Here is a 16133-nt window from a genome sequence, read left to right as displayed (position 1 = left end):
CTCCGGGCCGGCCGTCCGCGGGACGAGCGACCCCGTCTCAGGTTTCGAAGCTCCCCACGCCCCACAGTCGCTCGGAGAACTCGTCGTTCTCGCCCGAGCACTCGTTCGCGACGGCGGCGAACTCGTCGGTCCCGTCGCGGACCGTGTTGATGCCCTCGATGGCCTCGTTCTCGATGACGCGCGTGCGCTCCCACGAACCGTCGCGACGGACGAAGCGGGTGTAGTTCGCCCCGTCGCCCCGCTCGGCGTTCCGCTCGACGAGGTGCGCCTCCAGGTCCCCCGCGTCGTCGGTGCGAATGTGACCGTGACTGCTCGCAGTCTGCCCGCCGGGGATCGGTTCGAACTGCCAGCCGTCGTCGTAGGTGGCGATCACGTGCTGTGGATGGTTTATCGAATTTCCGATGTTATCTTTCGACTGAAAGACTACAAACACTTCGTCATTCGCGATCAGGTGCTTGTACACCCACCCGCTTTCAGTAACGTGTTCGTCGTTCGCGATGCGAACGGCGCCGCGGTTGTGGTCTTCCCACGTGATCGGTGTCGTGTACCTGTTCCCGGCTAGATCGTACAGTTCGCCGTCGGATACGTCGTAGTAGGCGTGGAACCCGCCTTTCCGGGGACCGTCGTGTCCGCGAGGTGGTTGCGATTCGGCGTCCCCCGTCGCGACCGTCCAGGTGATGTGGAGGTTGCCGCCCCGCTCGTCGAAATCTTCGACGTACGCGTCCGTCTCCGGCCGTCCGCGCGCACCCCTCGTGTCGATGACCGGTCCGAGGTCCTCCCAGGAGTCCCCTCGGTCGGTGCTCCTGAGTATCGTCGCGAACTCGTGAGAGGGGTAGGTCGTCCGGTCGCCCCCCTGTTTCGGGTCCGCGCCATGGGCGTTCGGTTCCGTTCCAGTCCGATACAGTACATATATGTCGTTCTGATACGTGAGGGGAAACGTGTACGTGCCGCCGGGGACCGAGAGGAGGGCTCGGTCGGTGTCCCATCCAGGCGAGGCGAGCACATCGTCGGCATCGCAGTCGACCGGGTCGCCGAGCAGTTCCCACTCGGTCGTCTCGTAGGGTCGGGCGCTTCTCGCGTACGAGATGGGGTCGTTGTGGACGCCGTAGAAGACGTGGAGGTAGCCGTCGTCGTCGACGGTCAGTGCGGGAGCGCCGTGCGTGTCGTCGTCGGGGATCGGGTTCCGACCGACCCGCGTCAGCGGCCCGAACTCGCCGGTCGCGTGGTCGTACTCGGTCGCGAACGGGTCGGCGTCGTCACCCCGGAACACGACGTACGTCGTCTCCCGTTCGGCCCGATAAACCGCTTGAGGGTTCTGTTTGTCGTGGGCGGCCTTGCGACCGGCCTCGTCAGTGATCGTTCTGGCCGTTACCGACGCACTGCTGGCGCTGGTACCAGGGGCTTTTGGATCGGGTCCCATGTGTCCCCAGAAACCCGACCGGGTAATAAATTTACCCCAGCCGAAGCCGCCGTCGCCCACCACCGAAACCGGAGTCGCTCCGTCCGGGCGAGCCCCAGCGGCGCTCTCCGGCCGGGCCGACTCCGCTCGTCACTCCGAGACAGCGCCTCACTGCTTCGATTTCGCCTTCGATGAGATGAGGACGATGAGGTCCTGGTGGAGTTCCTCGTTCGACGCGAGTATCATCTCGTTGTTGTCGTTGACGAGGTCGACCCTCGTCACCTTCCCGTCGGCTTCCTCGACGATCATCGTCCCCGCGGCCGTGTCCCACATCGAGAGCATCCGTTCGAAAAAGGCGTCGAACTGCCCGGCCGCGACCATCGAAAGCTCGCTGGCCGCCGACCCGAACCGTCGCACGCCACCCGTCTCGGCCAGCAGGGACTGGAACTGCTGGAAGTCGCTCGCACGCATCGTGGCCGGGTCGAACCCGGTCACGACCACCGCTTCGGACACGTCGGCGGTGTCGGACGTGGAGAGTCGCCGCCCGTTCGCGTAGGCGCCTTCGCCCTCGACCGCCGTGTACATCGTGTCGCTGGGGACGTGATAGACGATCCCGACGTCCGGCTCCCGGGCGCCCTGAAACGCGATCGAGATGGCGAAGTGGGGAATCCCGTTCCTGAGGTTGATCGACCCGTCGAGCGGGTCGATGATCCACCGCGGCTGGACCGCGAACTCCGGGTTGCTCTCCTCGGACACGATGTTGTGGTCGGGAAACTCTCGGCTGATGACCGCGATGACCCGCTCCTCGATCCACCGGTCGATATCCCGGTCGCCCGCCTCGACAGTCGCCGGGTTCCCCCGGTCGAAGAACTCCTCGGACAGCGAATCGCCGGCCAGACGCGCGGCCCGAACGCCCGTCCACAGAACCCCGTTTTTCGGCTCGACCATACGCGGGATCGGTCGCCTCTCGCGTAATTAAATTGCTATGTGCGGTATAGAGCTATCAGTAGCCCCGCTATAAAGCGCTCTCTCGTTCGACACTGTGGGGCGGTCCCCTCGGTCCACGCACGCCACCTGCTCCCGAGCTCTCGAAATAAGGGGAACCGGAGGGGTCCGGGACTCAGGCGGCGGCGACGCTCAGCGAGAGGTCGAGACCGACGTGGTCGGTCAGGTAGTTCGGTTCCGTCTCGTCGTCGTCGACGTAGAACTGCTCCGGCGGGGCCAGCTCCCGCCAGAAGACGCGCCGTCGGATGTCCTCGACGGTCACCGACATCGCGTGTGCGGACGTCGCCTCCTCGATGAAGACGTAGTCGATGCGGTCGCCGGCGTCGTCGTTCGGGCAGTACGCCGGCGGCGCCTCGCTGGGCTGGAAGTCACAGCCGTCGAAGATGGCGTTGTCCTCGGTGCCGCCGTGTCCGGTCCCGTGGGTTTCCCAGGCGTCGTAGAGGCCGACGGTCGACTTGAGGTCCGCGACCGCGTCGAACGCGTCCTCGGTCGGCTCGATGTTGAAGTCCCCGGCGACGACGGTCACGTTCTCGTCGCTGGCCTGCTCGGAGACGAAGTCGCCGAGTTCGTCGACCTGGTCCTCCCGCAGGGCCGGGATGTCCTCGTCACCGCTGTCGGCCCAGGGGAGCAGCGACCCGGTGACGAGGTGCGTCGAGAACAGGTCGATCTTCCCCGGTCCGAGGTCCAGCTCGGCGTAGTTCACGCCCTTGCCGACGTGGGCGTCGACGTACGTCAGGTTGTCCGACGGCTCCGCCGCGTACTCGATGGTCGCCTGGTCGGTCACGCTCACCCCGGAGACGAGATCCAGGAGGCCTGCGCCCTTCTCACCGCCGTCGGCCGCCGGGCCCGGGACGGACTCGCCGGAGCCCGCGGCGGCGGTGTAGTTGTCCGCGACGGTGTCCTGCTCGTCGTTGAAGACCTCGGCCAGGCCGACGATGTCGTACCCGTCCTCGCCGAGGCGCGTCCCGAGTTCCGCCGCCCGCTGTTGGTACGCCGGTTTCGCGGCCACGTCGGATGGGAGCCCGAGCACGCCCTCGATCCCGTCGGTCAGCCACGAGTTCACCCACAGGAACTGGTGGGACTCCGAGGCCGCCCGGACGGTCCCGTTCGATCCCGCTATCGCGATGGCGCCGCCGCCGAGGGCGCCGACTCCCGCTTTCAGTGCTGTTCGCCTGGTAACCGAAGTCTCAGTGCTGTCTGTCATGCGTTGACCGCATATCATTCTATTCGGTTTTGGACAAAACATCTTATAATTTCTATACATGGGGGACACGATACGTCGATACGCTCTCTTCAGGTACTGAGAGAACATATCCGGAGTCACATTCGGTCGGCGCCGACGAACCGTGACCGCACGACGGAAAGGGGTGACAACTGCTCGCGAGCCGGGGTGGATCGGCGAGGGCGGCGACTCGTCGCCACCGCCCCTGGCACTCCGTGCCGTCGAATCCAGGTGAACCGACGGCTCCGGTGGGGCCCTCGCTATCGGTCCCCCAGATCGAACAGCAACACACAAGTACCAAGTCACAGGTTATTTAAACACTTCACGGTATCTACCCCTCATGGAGTCGCTTCGGCAGAGTAGCGATCCGCTACGTGTTGGACTGGAAGCAGTGGAGCAGGCGGCTGTCATCCATCGGGACCTAGAGTGGGACAGCGCCGAACTGAAATCCCCGCAGCAGCTCGTGACCAAGGTCGACTTCGAGGTCGAACAGCGCATCAAGGAACACGTCTCGGAGCAGTTCTCGACGCACGCGTTCGTGGGCGAAGAGGAGGGGGCCGTCGGGAACTCGGACGCGGTCTGGTACATCGATCCCATCGACGGAACGACGGATTTCGTCTACGGGCTGCCCCACTCGTCGATCTCGCTCGCGCTCGTCGTCGACGGCACCCGGGAGGTCGGCATCGTCCACCACCTCCAGTCCGACACGACGTACGCGGCGGTGCGGGGGGAAGGCGCGTACCGTGACGGCGACCCGATCTCCGTCTCGACGGAGACGGCGCTCGACCGGTCGCTGTTCGGTATCGGCTTCTCACGGAAGGACACCGGTGACCGAACGCTCCGGTCCGCGTTCGAATACCTCCTCGACGAGACGCTGGGCGTGCGCCGGTACGGGTCGGCCGCGCTCCAGCTGTGTTACACGGCCGACGGGACCTTCGAGGGGTTCCTCCACCGGAACCTGAGCGCCTGGGACGTCGCGGCAGGGACGCTCATCGTCGAGGAGGCCGGCGGGACCGTCACCGACTTCGACGGGAACGGGACCGAGCAGACGCTCCTGGACGGCGACGTCGTCGCCACGAACGGGAACCTCCGGGGCCGGATCGACTTTCTGAACCCGTCGTGAGGTGCGAACGGTGTCCCCCGGCCGGCTACCCGTTCGGATCGCCCAGCCGGAATCTTGATACCGGCACCCGCAGATTGTCCCACCGAGACCCAACCAATGGACCGAACCGGTTTTGCGGTCGTCGGCGCACAGAACTTCGCCGCGGAGTACATCTCGCGCGTTCGATCGCTCCGGGACGAAGGCCTTCGGTTGACGGGCGTCGTCGTGGCCGACGGGAAAGGCGAAGCCGAGCGCGCCAGGGAACTCAGGTCAGAGGGGTTCCGGATCTACGACTCCTACGAGGAGTTGCTCCGCACCGGACACGACCACGTCGACGTGATCGGGCTCCCCGTCTCGATCCCCGCGCACGCGGAGCTCAGCATCGCTGGGATGACCCACGGGTACGACGTCCTGCTGGAGAAACCGCCGGCTCCCACCATCGACGAACTCGATGCGCTCTGCCGGACCGCCGACCGGACCGGTAACTTCTGTTCGATCGGGTTCCAGCACCTCCACGCCCCGTCGATCCGACGACTGAAGCGGACGATCCTCGACGGGAGCCTGGGTGAACTGAGATCCATCGCATGCATGGGCTGCTGGCCGCGGGACGACGCGTACTACAAACGGACCCCTTGGGCCGGCGAACTCCTGCACGAGGGCGACGTGGTGCTGGACGGCCCCGTCAACAACGCCTTCGCGCACTTCCTGCAGAACATGCTGTTCCTCGCGGGCGACGGGCTCCACGAGACTGCCTCGCTGACCGAGGTCGGGGCCGAGCGATACCGCGCGAACCCGGCGATCCGGGCGGCCGACATCGCGTGTGTCCACGCGACGACGGAGCGCGACGTCGAGATCGGCCTGTACGTCACCCACGCGTCGGCCGAGCGACGCGACCCCAGCATACAGATCACCGGCACCGACGGGACCGCGGAGTGGCACTACGACGGGACGGCGACGGTCCGGACGGCCGACGGAAACCGGTTCGAGTTCGACAACGAGGGGGTCGACCTCGGGAAGGAGGTCTTCCGGACGGCCGCTCGGTACGAGCAGGGTCGGAGAAGCGAACTGTACTGCACGCCGGACAACTCCCGGGAGTTCGTCGTCGCCGTTGACGGCTCCTTCGAGTCGTCGGGACCCGTCGTCCCCCTCCCGGACGACGCGGTCCACACGGAAACCACGGACGACGGCGCCGTCAATCACGTCGCCGACGGGGTCGTCGACCTCCTGAGCGACGCGTTCGCCGAGCGGGCGCTCCCCTCGGAACTCGGCGTGTCGTGGGCAGCGCCGCGGTCGCCCGTCGACGTGACCGAGTACACCCGGTTTACCCCGTTCGCCTGACCGGACGCCGTTCCCGACGCGTCCGGCCATCACGGTACCGACCGCGCTGACCGTCTCCCGGCTCCTCGACCGCGAACCACTCACCCGTCAGCCGCGGCTATCCGCCGGTCGCCCCTACACAGCTGTGCGAGTGTCGTCTTTATGCCCGGGGAAACCAGCGCTACCCAGGCCACTGTAGCGCTACATAACACTCCTAAAATTGTAATTCGGGGCAGCCGGGAGGAGCCGCTTCCCCGCTCCGGATGGGGTATCGCCGTCCGAACTGCTGGCCGGTCGACGGTGCTCGATCCGGGTTTCGGACTCGGTCGGACCACCGTCCGATCAGCCCTGCCGGGCGCCCGTGTCGAGCGCCCGACGAACCGACGACGGCGGTCGGGTCTCCGCGAACTCGTCTGGGGCGTCGCGAGATTGCGCCGTTTATACCCCCATGACTTTCTCGTCACCACTCCCCTATAGCACTACATAACAGTCGTACGAGTGTAATCAGGGGGTGTCGTTCGGTCGCCCCGCGCGTGTCCGACCCCGCGCTGTCCGAGACGGACGGCGGACCGGCCGCGGAGGCCAGCGAGCGATTCGCCGCCGACAAAATTTATTTAAGTGTGGTGTTCGACGCCCGATCGAGAGATGGCAGCACCAGACGCGATATCGTCGAACCATGCCGTCGAAGTGACGACCGCAGTAGCGGGGACCATACGGCGGTCGCTCTCGCTCAAACTCGCGATCGCCGGTCTCTGCTTCGTCCTGTCGGGATTTCTCCTTCAAACGGGTGTCTACGCGGCGCTTCTCCCGATCTGGGGTATCGGTCTCCTGTCGGTCGGAACCGTCAGCTACGCGCTAATCCGGCGAACGAGACGGTAGTCGGCGGGGGCGTCACCGGGACCGGCGCCGTCGCACTCGCCGCTCCCCGACGGGGTGCGGACGAACCGCTTGTCGGATCGTTACCGGTTCGCCTCCAGATATATCTTCCTTAGTTAGAAATTTTTATATACCATCGAGGGGAAGGCCCGGCTGTGGCTCCCGAGTCCGACGATCCGAGAGTTGCAGAGATCAACGATTATCTGACCCGGCGGCGGATGCTCCAGGGCGCCGGGGCGGCCGCGGCGGGGCTCCTCGCCGGCTGCAGCAACGACAGTTCGGGTGCGAGCACTTCCGGCGACGGCGACGGTGACGCCGGGTCGGGTAGCGGTGGCGGCGGCTCCGGTGACGGCAGTAGCGGTGGGTCTAGCGAGGACGGTAACACTAGCGGTGACGGGAGCGCCGAGACGGACGAGTCGACGGCCATCGTGAGAGTCGGGACGAACCAGATGGACCAGTTCCACATGAACGGAGCGTTCGGTCCAGCGAACGCTATCACGAACAGCGCTCGGTTCGGGCGCATCCTGTTCGACCCGCTGGTGAAGTACTCGGTGAACACCGGCGAGATCCACCCGGTCCATGCGCGCAACTTCGAGATCGACGGCCAGACGGCGTACGTCGAGTTGCGCGAGCAGACCTGGCACAACGGCGACCCCTACACGGCCGAGTCGATCGCTCTGCGATACGACATCCAGAGCATGATCAACGAGCACAACGACCAGGAGACGAACATGGACCGGTTTTTCACCGACTGGGAGGTCGAGAACGACCACACCATCCGGTTCGACCTGACCCAGCAGTGGAACCCCCGGTGGTTCGCGAAGGTCCTGCTCGACGAGTACCTCTACCCGTTCCACCCGTCGCACTGGAACGAGTGGCGCGACCGACTCGACAGCGCCGGTCCCGGGACCGACGAGTTCGGCGAGGTCCTCTCCGAACTGGGCGAACACACCGACGTGACCGTCGACGGTGAGCGGTTCGTCGGCTACGGTCCGTACGAGTTCGAGACCGTGGAACCGACCTACCTCGAACTCTCGGTGTACGAGGACCACCGCTTCGCGGAGGACATCGAGTACGACCGCATCGAGTGGAACACCCACGAGGACGAGCGGCTCGCGTGGCTCGAACAACAGGTCGACATGGTCGACGCCGGGCTCCCGTTCGGTCAGGACCTGCAGAACCAGATGCCCTCGGACGACGGGTACCAGAACTACAGCCGCGACAACAACCGGCTGTTGCGACTCGTCATGAACTCCGGCGCGAACCTCCCCGAGAGCCAGAACCGGCCGACCTTCGAACGGGAGATCCGCCACGCCATCTCGTTCACCATCAACCGCGCCAACGCCGCGGCGGCACAGGGCCAGGGCATCTGGGAGCCCTGGACGCACGTCGATACGAACCTGCACTTCAACGACATCGAGAGCGACTGGTTGCCGGCCGACCAGTTCACCGCCCACTCGGACGACGGGTCGCCCAAACTCGACCGCGCCGAGGAGATGATCCGCGCCTCCGAGGGGTACTCCTACGACGGGGGGACGGTCCTCGACGAGAACGGGGAACAGGCCGAACTGGTGCTGCTGACCGCGGACTTCCCGTCGCGCGTGCCCGCGGCCCGATCGATGGCGGCCGACCTCAACTCGTTCGGGTGGGACGTGACCCTCGACATCGTCGACGACCCGACCTTCGTCGACCGGCGCAGGAACGGCGAGTTCGACACGTACATCGACCCGAGCAGCATCGACGACTCGCTCGAGAACTGGAAGTCCGGAGCCATGCTGGGGTACGACCAGCGACGGTTCCATTACCCGACGGAAGTGGAGGTCCCGAGCGTCGGCGAAGCGGTGCTCGACCCCGACAACGGCTCCCTGCAGACAGTCGACCTCTCGGAGGTGATCGGGACGATGGAGTCGACGACGGACACGGCGACACAGCGGGAGGTGCTCACCAAGCTCGGGTGGGTCTGGAACCAGTATCAGATGGCCACCTGGGTCTGCTCGCGGCCCTGGATGGGCGCGCTGCACAACGACGGGTTCGAGATCACGACCGACGAGCCGGCGCCCCGCGACAGCCCGAGTGCCAACTGGTGGCTCCTCCGAGAGGGTCACATCGCGACGACCCAGTAGGGGATCCGTCAGCCGGATCTCCGGTCCCGAGCCTCGGCTATCGGCCACGGCTCGAACCCACAGCAGCCCGCGTCCCGGGAGTCGATCGCACACGGCCGCCGCCCGACTGCTCGGGAGGTGGTCGGCCGGCAGCACTCGCGGCGGTCGAGCGTAACCTTCAAATAGTATTGCTCTGGACTGTCGGCACATGAGATGGTTGCTCAAGCGACTCGGACAGGTGGTGATAACCATCTACGTGGTTATCACCCTGTCGTTCGTCTTGATCCGGCTGATGCCCGGGAACGTTGTCGACGCGCTCATCGCACAGTTGGAGACAGAGGGGGTGGAGGCGAGCCAGATTCAGGCGCAGGTGACGAACCTCGCGGGGATCAACCCCGAGGATCCGATCCACATCGCCTACATCGACTACGTGACGGACGTGTTGCGGGGCGACCTCGGGACCTCGCTGTGGTCGGGGAAGGAAGTGAGCGTGATGATCGCGGACACGCTTCCCTGGACGGTCTTCCTGCTGAGCTGGGCGACGTTCCTGAGTTTCTTCGTCGGGATCGCGCTCGGGGCGCTCATGGCGTACTACGAGGGCGGACGGCTGGACCTCGGGCTCACGTCGTACGCGATGGTCGCCGGGTCGATCCCCTACTACGTCTTCGCCGTCCTGCTGGTGTTGTTCCTCTCCTACCGGTACCAGATATTCCCCACCAGCGGACGCGCCCCGAACGGGATGGCACCGGGGTTCACCTGGCCGTACATTTCCGGGGTGATCAACCACGCGGTGCTCCCGGTGTTCTCGCTGGTCCTGTCGGGCGGGATCGCATCGCTCTCGATGCGCGGGAACAGCATCCGTGTGCTGGGCGAGGACTACCTGCGGGTGGCTCGACTGCGGGGCCTCTCCGACAGGACGATCGCCGTCCAGTACGTCGCTCGGAACGCGCTGCTCCCGATGTACACCGGCTTCATGATCTCCCTCGGGAGCATGTTCAGCGGTGCGGTGATACTCGAGACGGTCTTCAGTTACTACGGGATGGGGTTCATCCTGGTCCAGAGCGTCGACCACCGCGACTATCCGGTCATGCTGGGCTGTTTCATGGTGATCACGATCGCGGTCGTGGTGGCGCTTTTCGTCGCCGACCTCACCTACAGCAAGATCGACCCCCGCGTGGAGGGCACTAACAGTGACACGTACTGACGACACGACGGCCGAGTCGGACCGGGCGGAAACGACGAGCGCTGCGAGTCCCCGGAGCGACGGCGGACAACGGACGGCTTCGCCGCTCGATGCGCTCGGCGAGACATCGGACCACACCGTCGAGAACACGCGACGAGACCGACTGGAGACGCTCTACCGGTACTACGTCTACACGCCCGTCTCGGTGCTGTGGGACGACTGGCGCGCTCGTATCGGATGCGCGCTGATCCTCTTCTATCTCGCCATGGGGATCCTCGGTCCGGTGGTCGTCGAACCGACGACTGTCATGGACGGTGAGCCGCTGCTTGGGCCGTTCGAGAGCTGGGAGCATCCGCTCGGCACCGACAACACTGGGTCGGACCTCCTCTCGCTGGCCGTCTACTCGACGGCGCCGATCCTGAAGATGATGACGGCCGGCGGGCTGTTCACGGTGACGGTGGGCACGCTCTTCGGCACCGTCGCGGGGTACAAGGGCGGGCTGGTCGACACGTTGCTGAGCACGGTCACCGACGTGTTCATCAACCTCCCGGGCCTCCCGCTGGTGATCGTGCTCGCGGCCATCTTCTCCCCGAAGAGCCCGTGGCTGATCGGGCTCCTCCTCTCGGTCGCCTCCTGGGCCGGTCTCGCCCGTTCGATCCGGTCGCAGGTGCTCACGATCCGCGAGGAGTCCTACGCCGAAGCCTCGCGGGCGATGGGGATCCCCACGAGCGCCATCATCACGAAGGACGTCCTGCCCCACCTCATGACGTACATCTCGGTCAACCTCGTCCACGCGAGCCGGAACGTGATCTTCGGTGCGGTCGGCCTGTACTTCATCGGCGTCCTCCCGTTCTCGGACCCCAACTGGGGGGTCACGATGAACCTCGCCTACCAGTACGGCGCCCACTACCGGATGGAGGCCGTCCACTGGCTGATCGTGCCCATCGTGTCCGTCACCGGGCTCTCGATGGGGATGATCCTCCTCTCGCAGTCGCTGGACCGCGTGTTCAACCCCCGCGTCAGGGCGAGCCACGCCGAGACGGCCGAGGAGGTCTCGGCCGAGGAGGTCGACGAGACGGACACGTCCGCGTCCTCGTGGTTCTGACTGGGACTACCGCCCCGGTGCGGTCCGCCTGTCGCGGCGGGGCGACGGTCACGGGCTCCCGAAACCGTTAAATCGCGTCCAGGTTACCACCCGCACGTTACGAATGAACGAGCGCCGACAGTGTACGACGGCCAAGTGTCATCTGCGTCCAGTGCGGTCGAGCCGCGACCGGCTCCCGGGACGGCGTCTCGGGCCGGGAAGCGGACGCCCGGTCCGGACACGCGCGGTCGTTCCGTCGGGTCGGCGGATCGATCCGCGGAGGCGCGGTCGACGGCCGGCCGCCGGTGAACCGGCCCAACCAACGCCGACCGCCGGTGGCGACGCCTACCGGGGGTCGCCATGACGGTCTCCCAGACGGACCCCGACGACCCGCTGTCGGTGTCCGACCCGATCCTGGCGGTCAGCGACCTGACGGTCCGGTTCAATATGGACCGGGGCGTCTCGCGCGTTCTCGACGACGTGACCCTCGAGATCGGGCGAAACGAGATACTCGGTGTCGTCGGCGAGTCCGGGAGCGGGAAGTCGATGTTCGCCGATTCGCTGCTCGACGCGGTCGTCGACCCGGGCGTGGTGACCGGCGACATCACGTACTATCCCGACTCCGGCGAGCCGGTCGACGTGCTCGAATTCGGCAAACAGGAGCGCAATCGATACCGCTGGGAGGAGGTCTCGATGGTGTTCCAGGGGGCGATGAGTTCGTTCAACCCCGTCCGGGAGATCAGAACCCACTTCGTCGAGACGCTGAGCGCTCACGACGAGCCCGTCTCGGAGGGGATGGAGCGAGCGCGCCAGCTGCTCTCGGACCTCTATCTCGACCCCGACCGGGTGCTCGACGCCTACCCGCACGAGCTGAGCGGCGGCATGAAACAGCGCGCGCTCATCGCGCTGTCGCTCGTGCTCGAACCCGAAGTCCTCGTGATGGATGAACCGACCGCCGCGCTGGATCTGTTGATGCAGCGCTCTATCATCTCCATGATCGAGGAGCTGAAAGACAAGTACGACCTCACGATCGTGTTCATCACGCACGACCTCCCGCTGGTCGCGGGCCTCGTCGACCGGCTGGCGGTCATGTACGGCTTCGAGTTGGTCGAGACCGCGCCGCTGGAGACGCTCCTGCGGGATGCGTCCCATCCGTACACCCGGTCGCTGCTGAAGTCGACGCCCAACCCGTCGATGCCGCTCGACGCGATGGAACCGATCGCGGGGTCGAGCCCGGACCCGGTCGACCCGCCGACGGGGTGTTCGTATCATCCGCGGTGTCCGCTCGCCGACGAGCGGTGTGAACGGGAGGACCCCGGCGGGAACCGGGTGTCCGAGGACCACGTGGTCGCCTGTCATCACTGGGAGGACGCGGCGGATGCGGTCCCCATGCCGAGCGATGGCGGCGGTGCCGGGGATCGCGCGGGCGAGCGCACGCCCGTCGAACGGGACGACGACGGCGGCCCCGGACGCGAACCGTCGACGGACCCGGTCGTTTCGATGCGGGACGTCGAGGTCCACTTCGAGGACGACGGGCCGCTGGATTCGATCCTCTCGGAGCCGGAGGTCGTCCGGGCGGTCGACGGCGTCGACGTCGACATCTACGAGAACGACGTGCTGGTGCTGGTCGGCGAGAGCGGCTGCGGGAAGACGACGCTCGGGAAAGTCGGCGTCGCGCTGCAGGAACCGACCGGCGGACGCGTCGAGTACAGGGGACAGGACGTCTGGCGGGCGAAAAAGCGCCTCGGCGAGATCGAGACGCCGTATCGACGGATCCGCCGGTCGCTCCAGATCGTCCACCAGGACCCGGGCAGTTCGCTCAACTCCATGCGACGGGTGAGTTCGATGCTGGAAGCGCCGCTGAAACGCTGGCAGCGGGACAAATCCGAACGGGAGCGGCGGGAACTCATCCTCTCGATGCTCGAATACGTCGGCATGGCGCCCCCCGAAGACTACGTCGAGCGGTACCCCCACCAACTTTCCGGCGGCGAGAAACAGCGGGTCGCGCTGGTCCGTGCGCTCCTGATGAACCCGGAGGTCATCCTCGCCGACGAACCGGTCAGCGCGCTCGACGTGAGCCTGCGGGTGGAGATCATGGACCTGATGATAGAGCTGCAGGAGCGGTTCGACACGTCGTACCTGTTCGTCTCGCACGATCTCTCGAACGCCCGGTACATCGCCGGCAAGACCGACGGCCGGATCGCCGTCATGTACCTCGGCGAGATCGTCGAGGTCGGGACGGTCGACCAGATCATGAGCGACCCGAGACATCCATACACGCGGGCGCTGCGGTGGGCGACGCCGGAACTGGATCTCGGGTCCCGGGAGTCGGTCGAGGCCGGCGACGGACCGATGCGCCGTATCGACGTTCCCGATCCTACCGACCCACCTCGCGGGTGTCGGTATCACACCAGGTGCTCGGAGGTGATCCCCCCGGCCGAGTACGACTTCGAGCAATCGGCGTGGAACGCGGTGATGGACCTCAAAGTCGCTGTCGAGCGGGAGGGGTTCGACCGCACGGAGGCCGAAGCGCAGGCTCTCGAGGATGCGAACGGCGAACCGACTGCCGACGGGTCGGCCGAGTCCCTTCCGGCGGCGATGCGGGACCACTTCGGTATCCCGGAGCAACTGAGCGACCCCGACGCCGAACGGGTGCTGTCGACGGGCCTCGAACACATCGCCGAGGGGCGGACCGATGCCGCTGACGAGCTGTTCAGAACCGAGTTCGAGACGGTCTGTCAGGCCCGGTCCCCGGAGACCGTGTCAGTCACCGAGGACGGTCCCGACCGCGGTGTCGCCTGCTTCCTCGAATCGGATCGACCGGAGTAGTTCGGCGGAAAGTCGGTGATCCCGCTTCGAGAGTCCTCACAGCGGACCCGCTCTCCGGTTACAACGGGTCCCAATCGACCGCGACGACGACCGCCGCGCTCAAAAACGACAGGGCGATCGGGATCGCCGCGAGCGTCGTCACGACGCGCGTCTCGGCGTCGAACGTGCCGAACGCGTACGAGAAGCCGAGCAGCAGGACGAACAGAACGTCCAGCGTGAGGACGATCCGTGACACCTGTCGAACGAGGCCCATACTGGAAGTTCGAATAACACTCGTTTAATGATTGTCATCGGTGAACAACGGGACGGCGACCGAACTCGCCCGCGCTTCCGTCGGGCGGTGGGGCGGAAACATCGTTCGGAACACGCGGTCGGCGAGATGCGGACCGCCCGCCCTGTCCGTCAAACGGCGCTGTTGAGAAATCGCCAGCCGAAGAAGACGAGGAGTGGTATCGCCGAGACGACCGCCGCTCGGGCCTTACTGAGCTCTCCCGCTTTCGTAAGGCCGAGCGTCCAGAGGTACCCGCTCACGGCCAGAAAGAGACCCCCGGCGACCATCGCGGCGACGAACGCCGGTTCCCCGGCTGCGTGACTCATGAACTCCGCCAGCCCGTTCGTCTCGTGTTCGATCCGGCTGTTGACGGCCAGTTTCGGGGGCGTGGCGTCCTGTAACGCGTAGTAGCGGCCAGCCGTCCAGACCAGTCCCGTTCCGACGAACGGCGCCATTCCCCAGCCGACGATCCGAGTGATGTGCCCGAAGAGGGGGTGGCCGCCCGCTGCCAGCGTCAGGACGTACAGCGCGAACGAGAAGGCCAGCCAGAGGAGAAAGCCCTCGAGGAAGTAGTACCCGCCCAGCAGAATGACGGCGTTGATGATTTCCGACACGGCGGGGCCCAGCGCGATGTACACCGCCGCCGCTTGCAGGCTCATCGCGACCGAGACGGCGCTCACGATGAGGGTCGGTATCACGAGTCGTCCCGTCGCTGCTTTGCGTTGGATAAACGGCTCCGGATCCCCGAATACGCGTACCGCCATGGAAACCGGTTGTCTGACCTGGCATAAATATATTGTGCATCCCACGAATGAAATTGTGCGCTCAGGCTCGCTCGGGACAAATCCGGTAGCCGACGGTGTGGGTTCGGGTCGTGATGACGACGGCGCACTATCTCGCCGGACGTTCTACTATGTATCGGAACGTAGAGATCAGACCAGTATATAACACGTGTATGATTGTAATCTCCACCGCCCTACTGGCTAGGGGCCTCTCCAGCGAACAACCATAATTTCAATGTTAGGTAAGAATAGCAGTTCAAATTGTTATAAATTAGAATTTGTGCCACTTTATCCGTCGTCGGGCCCTCTTATTTCGCCAGATACTGGATTATCTAGTTATATAGAAAATTTCCGGCACACAAATCAACTATATTTTTATTTTCTCCCCAATTATATCAATACTTCAGATCTCGTCTACGGTCGAGTGGTGTGGTCTTGGAGCTCGCGGTTCGAGTTCGGATCTCACGCTTTTGGCGGCTAAAATGCAGATAAATACCGCTCAATGGTCGAATTCGTAGCGGATTGTGGCTCAGAGTGACGATTCCTCTGTCTATCATTCTATCTGATATGTGTGTTTTTATTAGTACCTGCGTTATTTACTATTTCTGGTCCGCCCGAGATCTACAGTCCCCAACTGGGGCCCTCGCTTCGAGGGGTCGTCGGCCACTCGCGGGGCCGCCTCGACCGCGATGCGATGCCCGACCACGAGGGCGTGCGGGCGTTCACCGAGGACGTGATGGAACACGTGCCCGAACACGACTACCTCAACGACGTGCCCGTCTCGCACGTCACGCTGCTCTCGAAGACCGAGGACACTTGGGTGCCCAAACTCAGAAAAGATAGCGAGTTCTGGGAACGGGACCCCTACGCCGCAGCGAGCGACTGAGCCGTCCTGGCCCGACCCCCATCCCGTCCCGACCGTTCGACCCGCCGAAGTCGAGCGACTCCGAACCCCCTCTCG

12 protein-coding genes and 1 pseudogene are annotated in these 16133 nt (G+C 65.3%); 8 read left to right on the top strand and 5 right to left on the bottom strand.

Annotation, left to right across the window (positions count from 1 at the left end):
• Positions 1 to 37 precede the first annotated feature (37 nt).
• The 3 genes from HZS55_RS01530 to HZS55_RS01520 all read right to left on the bottom strand — a co-directional run bounded on the left by HZS55_RS01530 (position 38) and on the right by HZS55_RS01520 (position 3608).
• A complete protein-coding gene (locus tag HZS55_RS01530; RefSeq protein WP_179910008.1) occupies positions 38 to 1420 on the bottom strand; it encodes a BNR-4 repeat-containing protein in 1383 nt (460 codons plus the stop codon).
• A 147-nt stretch (positions 1421 to 1567) separates the two neighbouring features.
• Positions 1568 to 2347 (bottom strand): inositol monophosphatase family protein, encoded by a 780-nt coding sequence (locus HZS55_RS01525; protein ID WP_179910007.1) that lies wholly within the window; start codon positions 2345 to 2347, stop codon positions 1568 to 1570.
• Between the two features lie 172 nt (positions 2348 to 2519).
• Positions 2520 to 3608: an endonuclease/exonuclease/phosphatase family protein gene (locus HZS55_RS01520; RefSeq protein WP_179910006.1), complete on the bottom strand. Its 1089-nt coding sequence runs from the start codon at positions 3606 to 3608 to the stop codon at positions 2520 to 2522.
• Positions 3609 to 4017: 409 nt separating this feature from the next.
• Between HZS55_RS01520 and HZS55_RS01515 the strand changes: the two genes are divergently transcribed.
• From HZS55_RS01515 to HZS55_RS01485, 7 genes are all read left to right on the top strand, one after another.
• The gene (locus tag HZS55_RS01515) at positions 4018 to 4749 is read left to right on the top strand and encodes an inositol monophosphatase family protein (RefSeq protein WP_179910005.1); all 732 of its coding nucleotides are present in this window, start codon (positions 4018 to 4020) and stop codon (positions 4747 to 4749) included.
• A 96-nt stretch (positions 4750 to 4845) separates the two neighbouring features.
• Positions 4846 to 6066: a Gfo/Idh/MocA family protein gene (locus tag HZS55_RS01510; protein WP_179910004.1), complete on the top strand. Its 1221-nt coding sequence runs from the start codon at positions 4846 to 4848 to the stop codon at positions 6064 to 6066.
• A gap of 624 nt (positions 6067 to 6690) precedes the next feature.
• Positions 6691 to 6924 carry a hypothetical protein gene (locus tag HZS55_RS01505; RefSeq protein ID WP_179910003.1) on the top strand — a complete coding sequence of 78 codons (234 nt, stop codon included), beginning with the start codon at positions 6691 to 6693 and terminating at the stop codon, positions 6922 to 6924.
• A 152-nt stretch (positions 6925 to 7076) separates the two neighbouring features.
• On the top strand, positions 7077 to 9044 hold the full coding sequence (locus tag HZS55_RS01500) for an ABC transporter substrate-binding protein (RefSeq protein WP_179910002.1): 1968 nt from the start codon (positions 7077 to 7079) through the stop codon (positions 9042 to 9044).
• A gap of 187 nt (positions 9045 to 9231) precedes the next feature.
• The gene (locus tag HZS55_RS01495) at positions 9232 to 10227 is read left to right on the top strand and encodes an ABC transporter permease (protein WP_179910001.1); all 996 of its coding nucleotides are present in this window, start codon (positions 9232 to 9234) and stop codon (positions 10225 to 10227) included.
• Positions 10214 to 11311, top strand: coding sequence for an ABC transporter permease (locus tag HZS55_RS01490; protein ID WP_246308333.1), 1098 nt, complete (start codon positions 10214 to 10216; stop codon positions 11309 to 11311). Before HZS55_RS01495 ends, HZS55_RS01490 begins: the two co-directional genes overlap by 14 nt.
• A 339-nt stretch (positions 11312 to 11650) precedes the next feature.
• A complete protein-coding gene (locus tag HZS55_RS01485; protein WP_179910000.1) occupies positions 11651 to 14119 on the top strand; it encodes an ABC transporter ATP-binding protein in 2469 nt (822 codons plus the stop codon).
• 58 nt (positions 14120 to 14177) lie between these two features.
• Here HZS55_RS01485 and HZS55_RS01480 read toward each other — a convergent pair whose 3' ends face one another.
• Positions 14178 to 14372 carry a hypothetical protein gene (locus tag HZS55_RS01480; protein ID WP_179909999.1) on the bottom strand — a complete coding sequence of 65 codons (195 nt, stop codon included), beginning with the start codon at positions 14370 to 14372 and terminating at the stop codon, positions 14178 to 14180.
• A 149-nt stretch (positions 14373 to 14521) separates the two neighbouring features.
• Entirely contained in the window at positions 14522 to 15154 is a 633-nt protein-coding gene (locus HZS55_RS01475; RefSeq protein WP_179909998.1) for a YIP1 family protein, read from the bottom strand.
• A 676-nt stretch (positions 15155 to 15830) separates the two neighbouring features.
• Between HZS55_RS01475 and HZS55_RS22760 the strand changes: the two are divergent.
• Positions 15831 to 16058 (top strand): annotated as a pseudogene (locus HZS55_RS22760) (4-demethylwyosine synthase TYW1); the annotation flags it as partial.
• Positions 16059 to 16133 lie beyond the last annotated feature (75 nt).

The sequence above is a fragment of the Halosimplex rubrum genome (assembly GCF_013415885.1).
GTDB classification, from domain to species: domain Archaea; phylum Halobacteriota; class Halobacteria; order Halobacteriales; family Haloarculaceae; genus Halosimplex; species Halosimplex rubrum.
The sequence above is the reverse complement of the archived record's forward strand: the minus strand, read 5'-3'. Positions and strand labels throughout refer to the sequence as shown.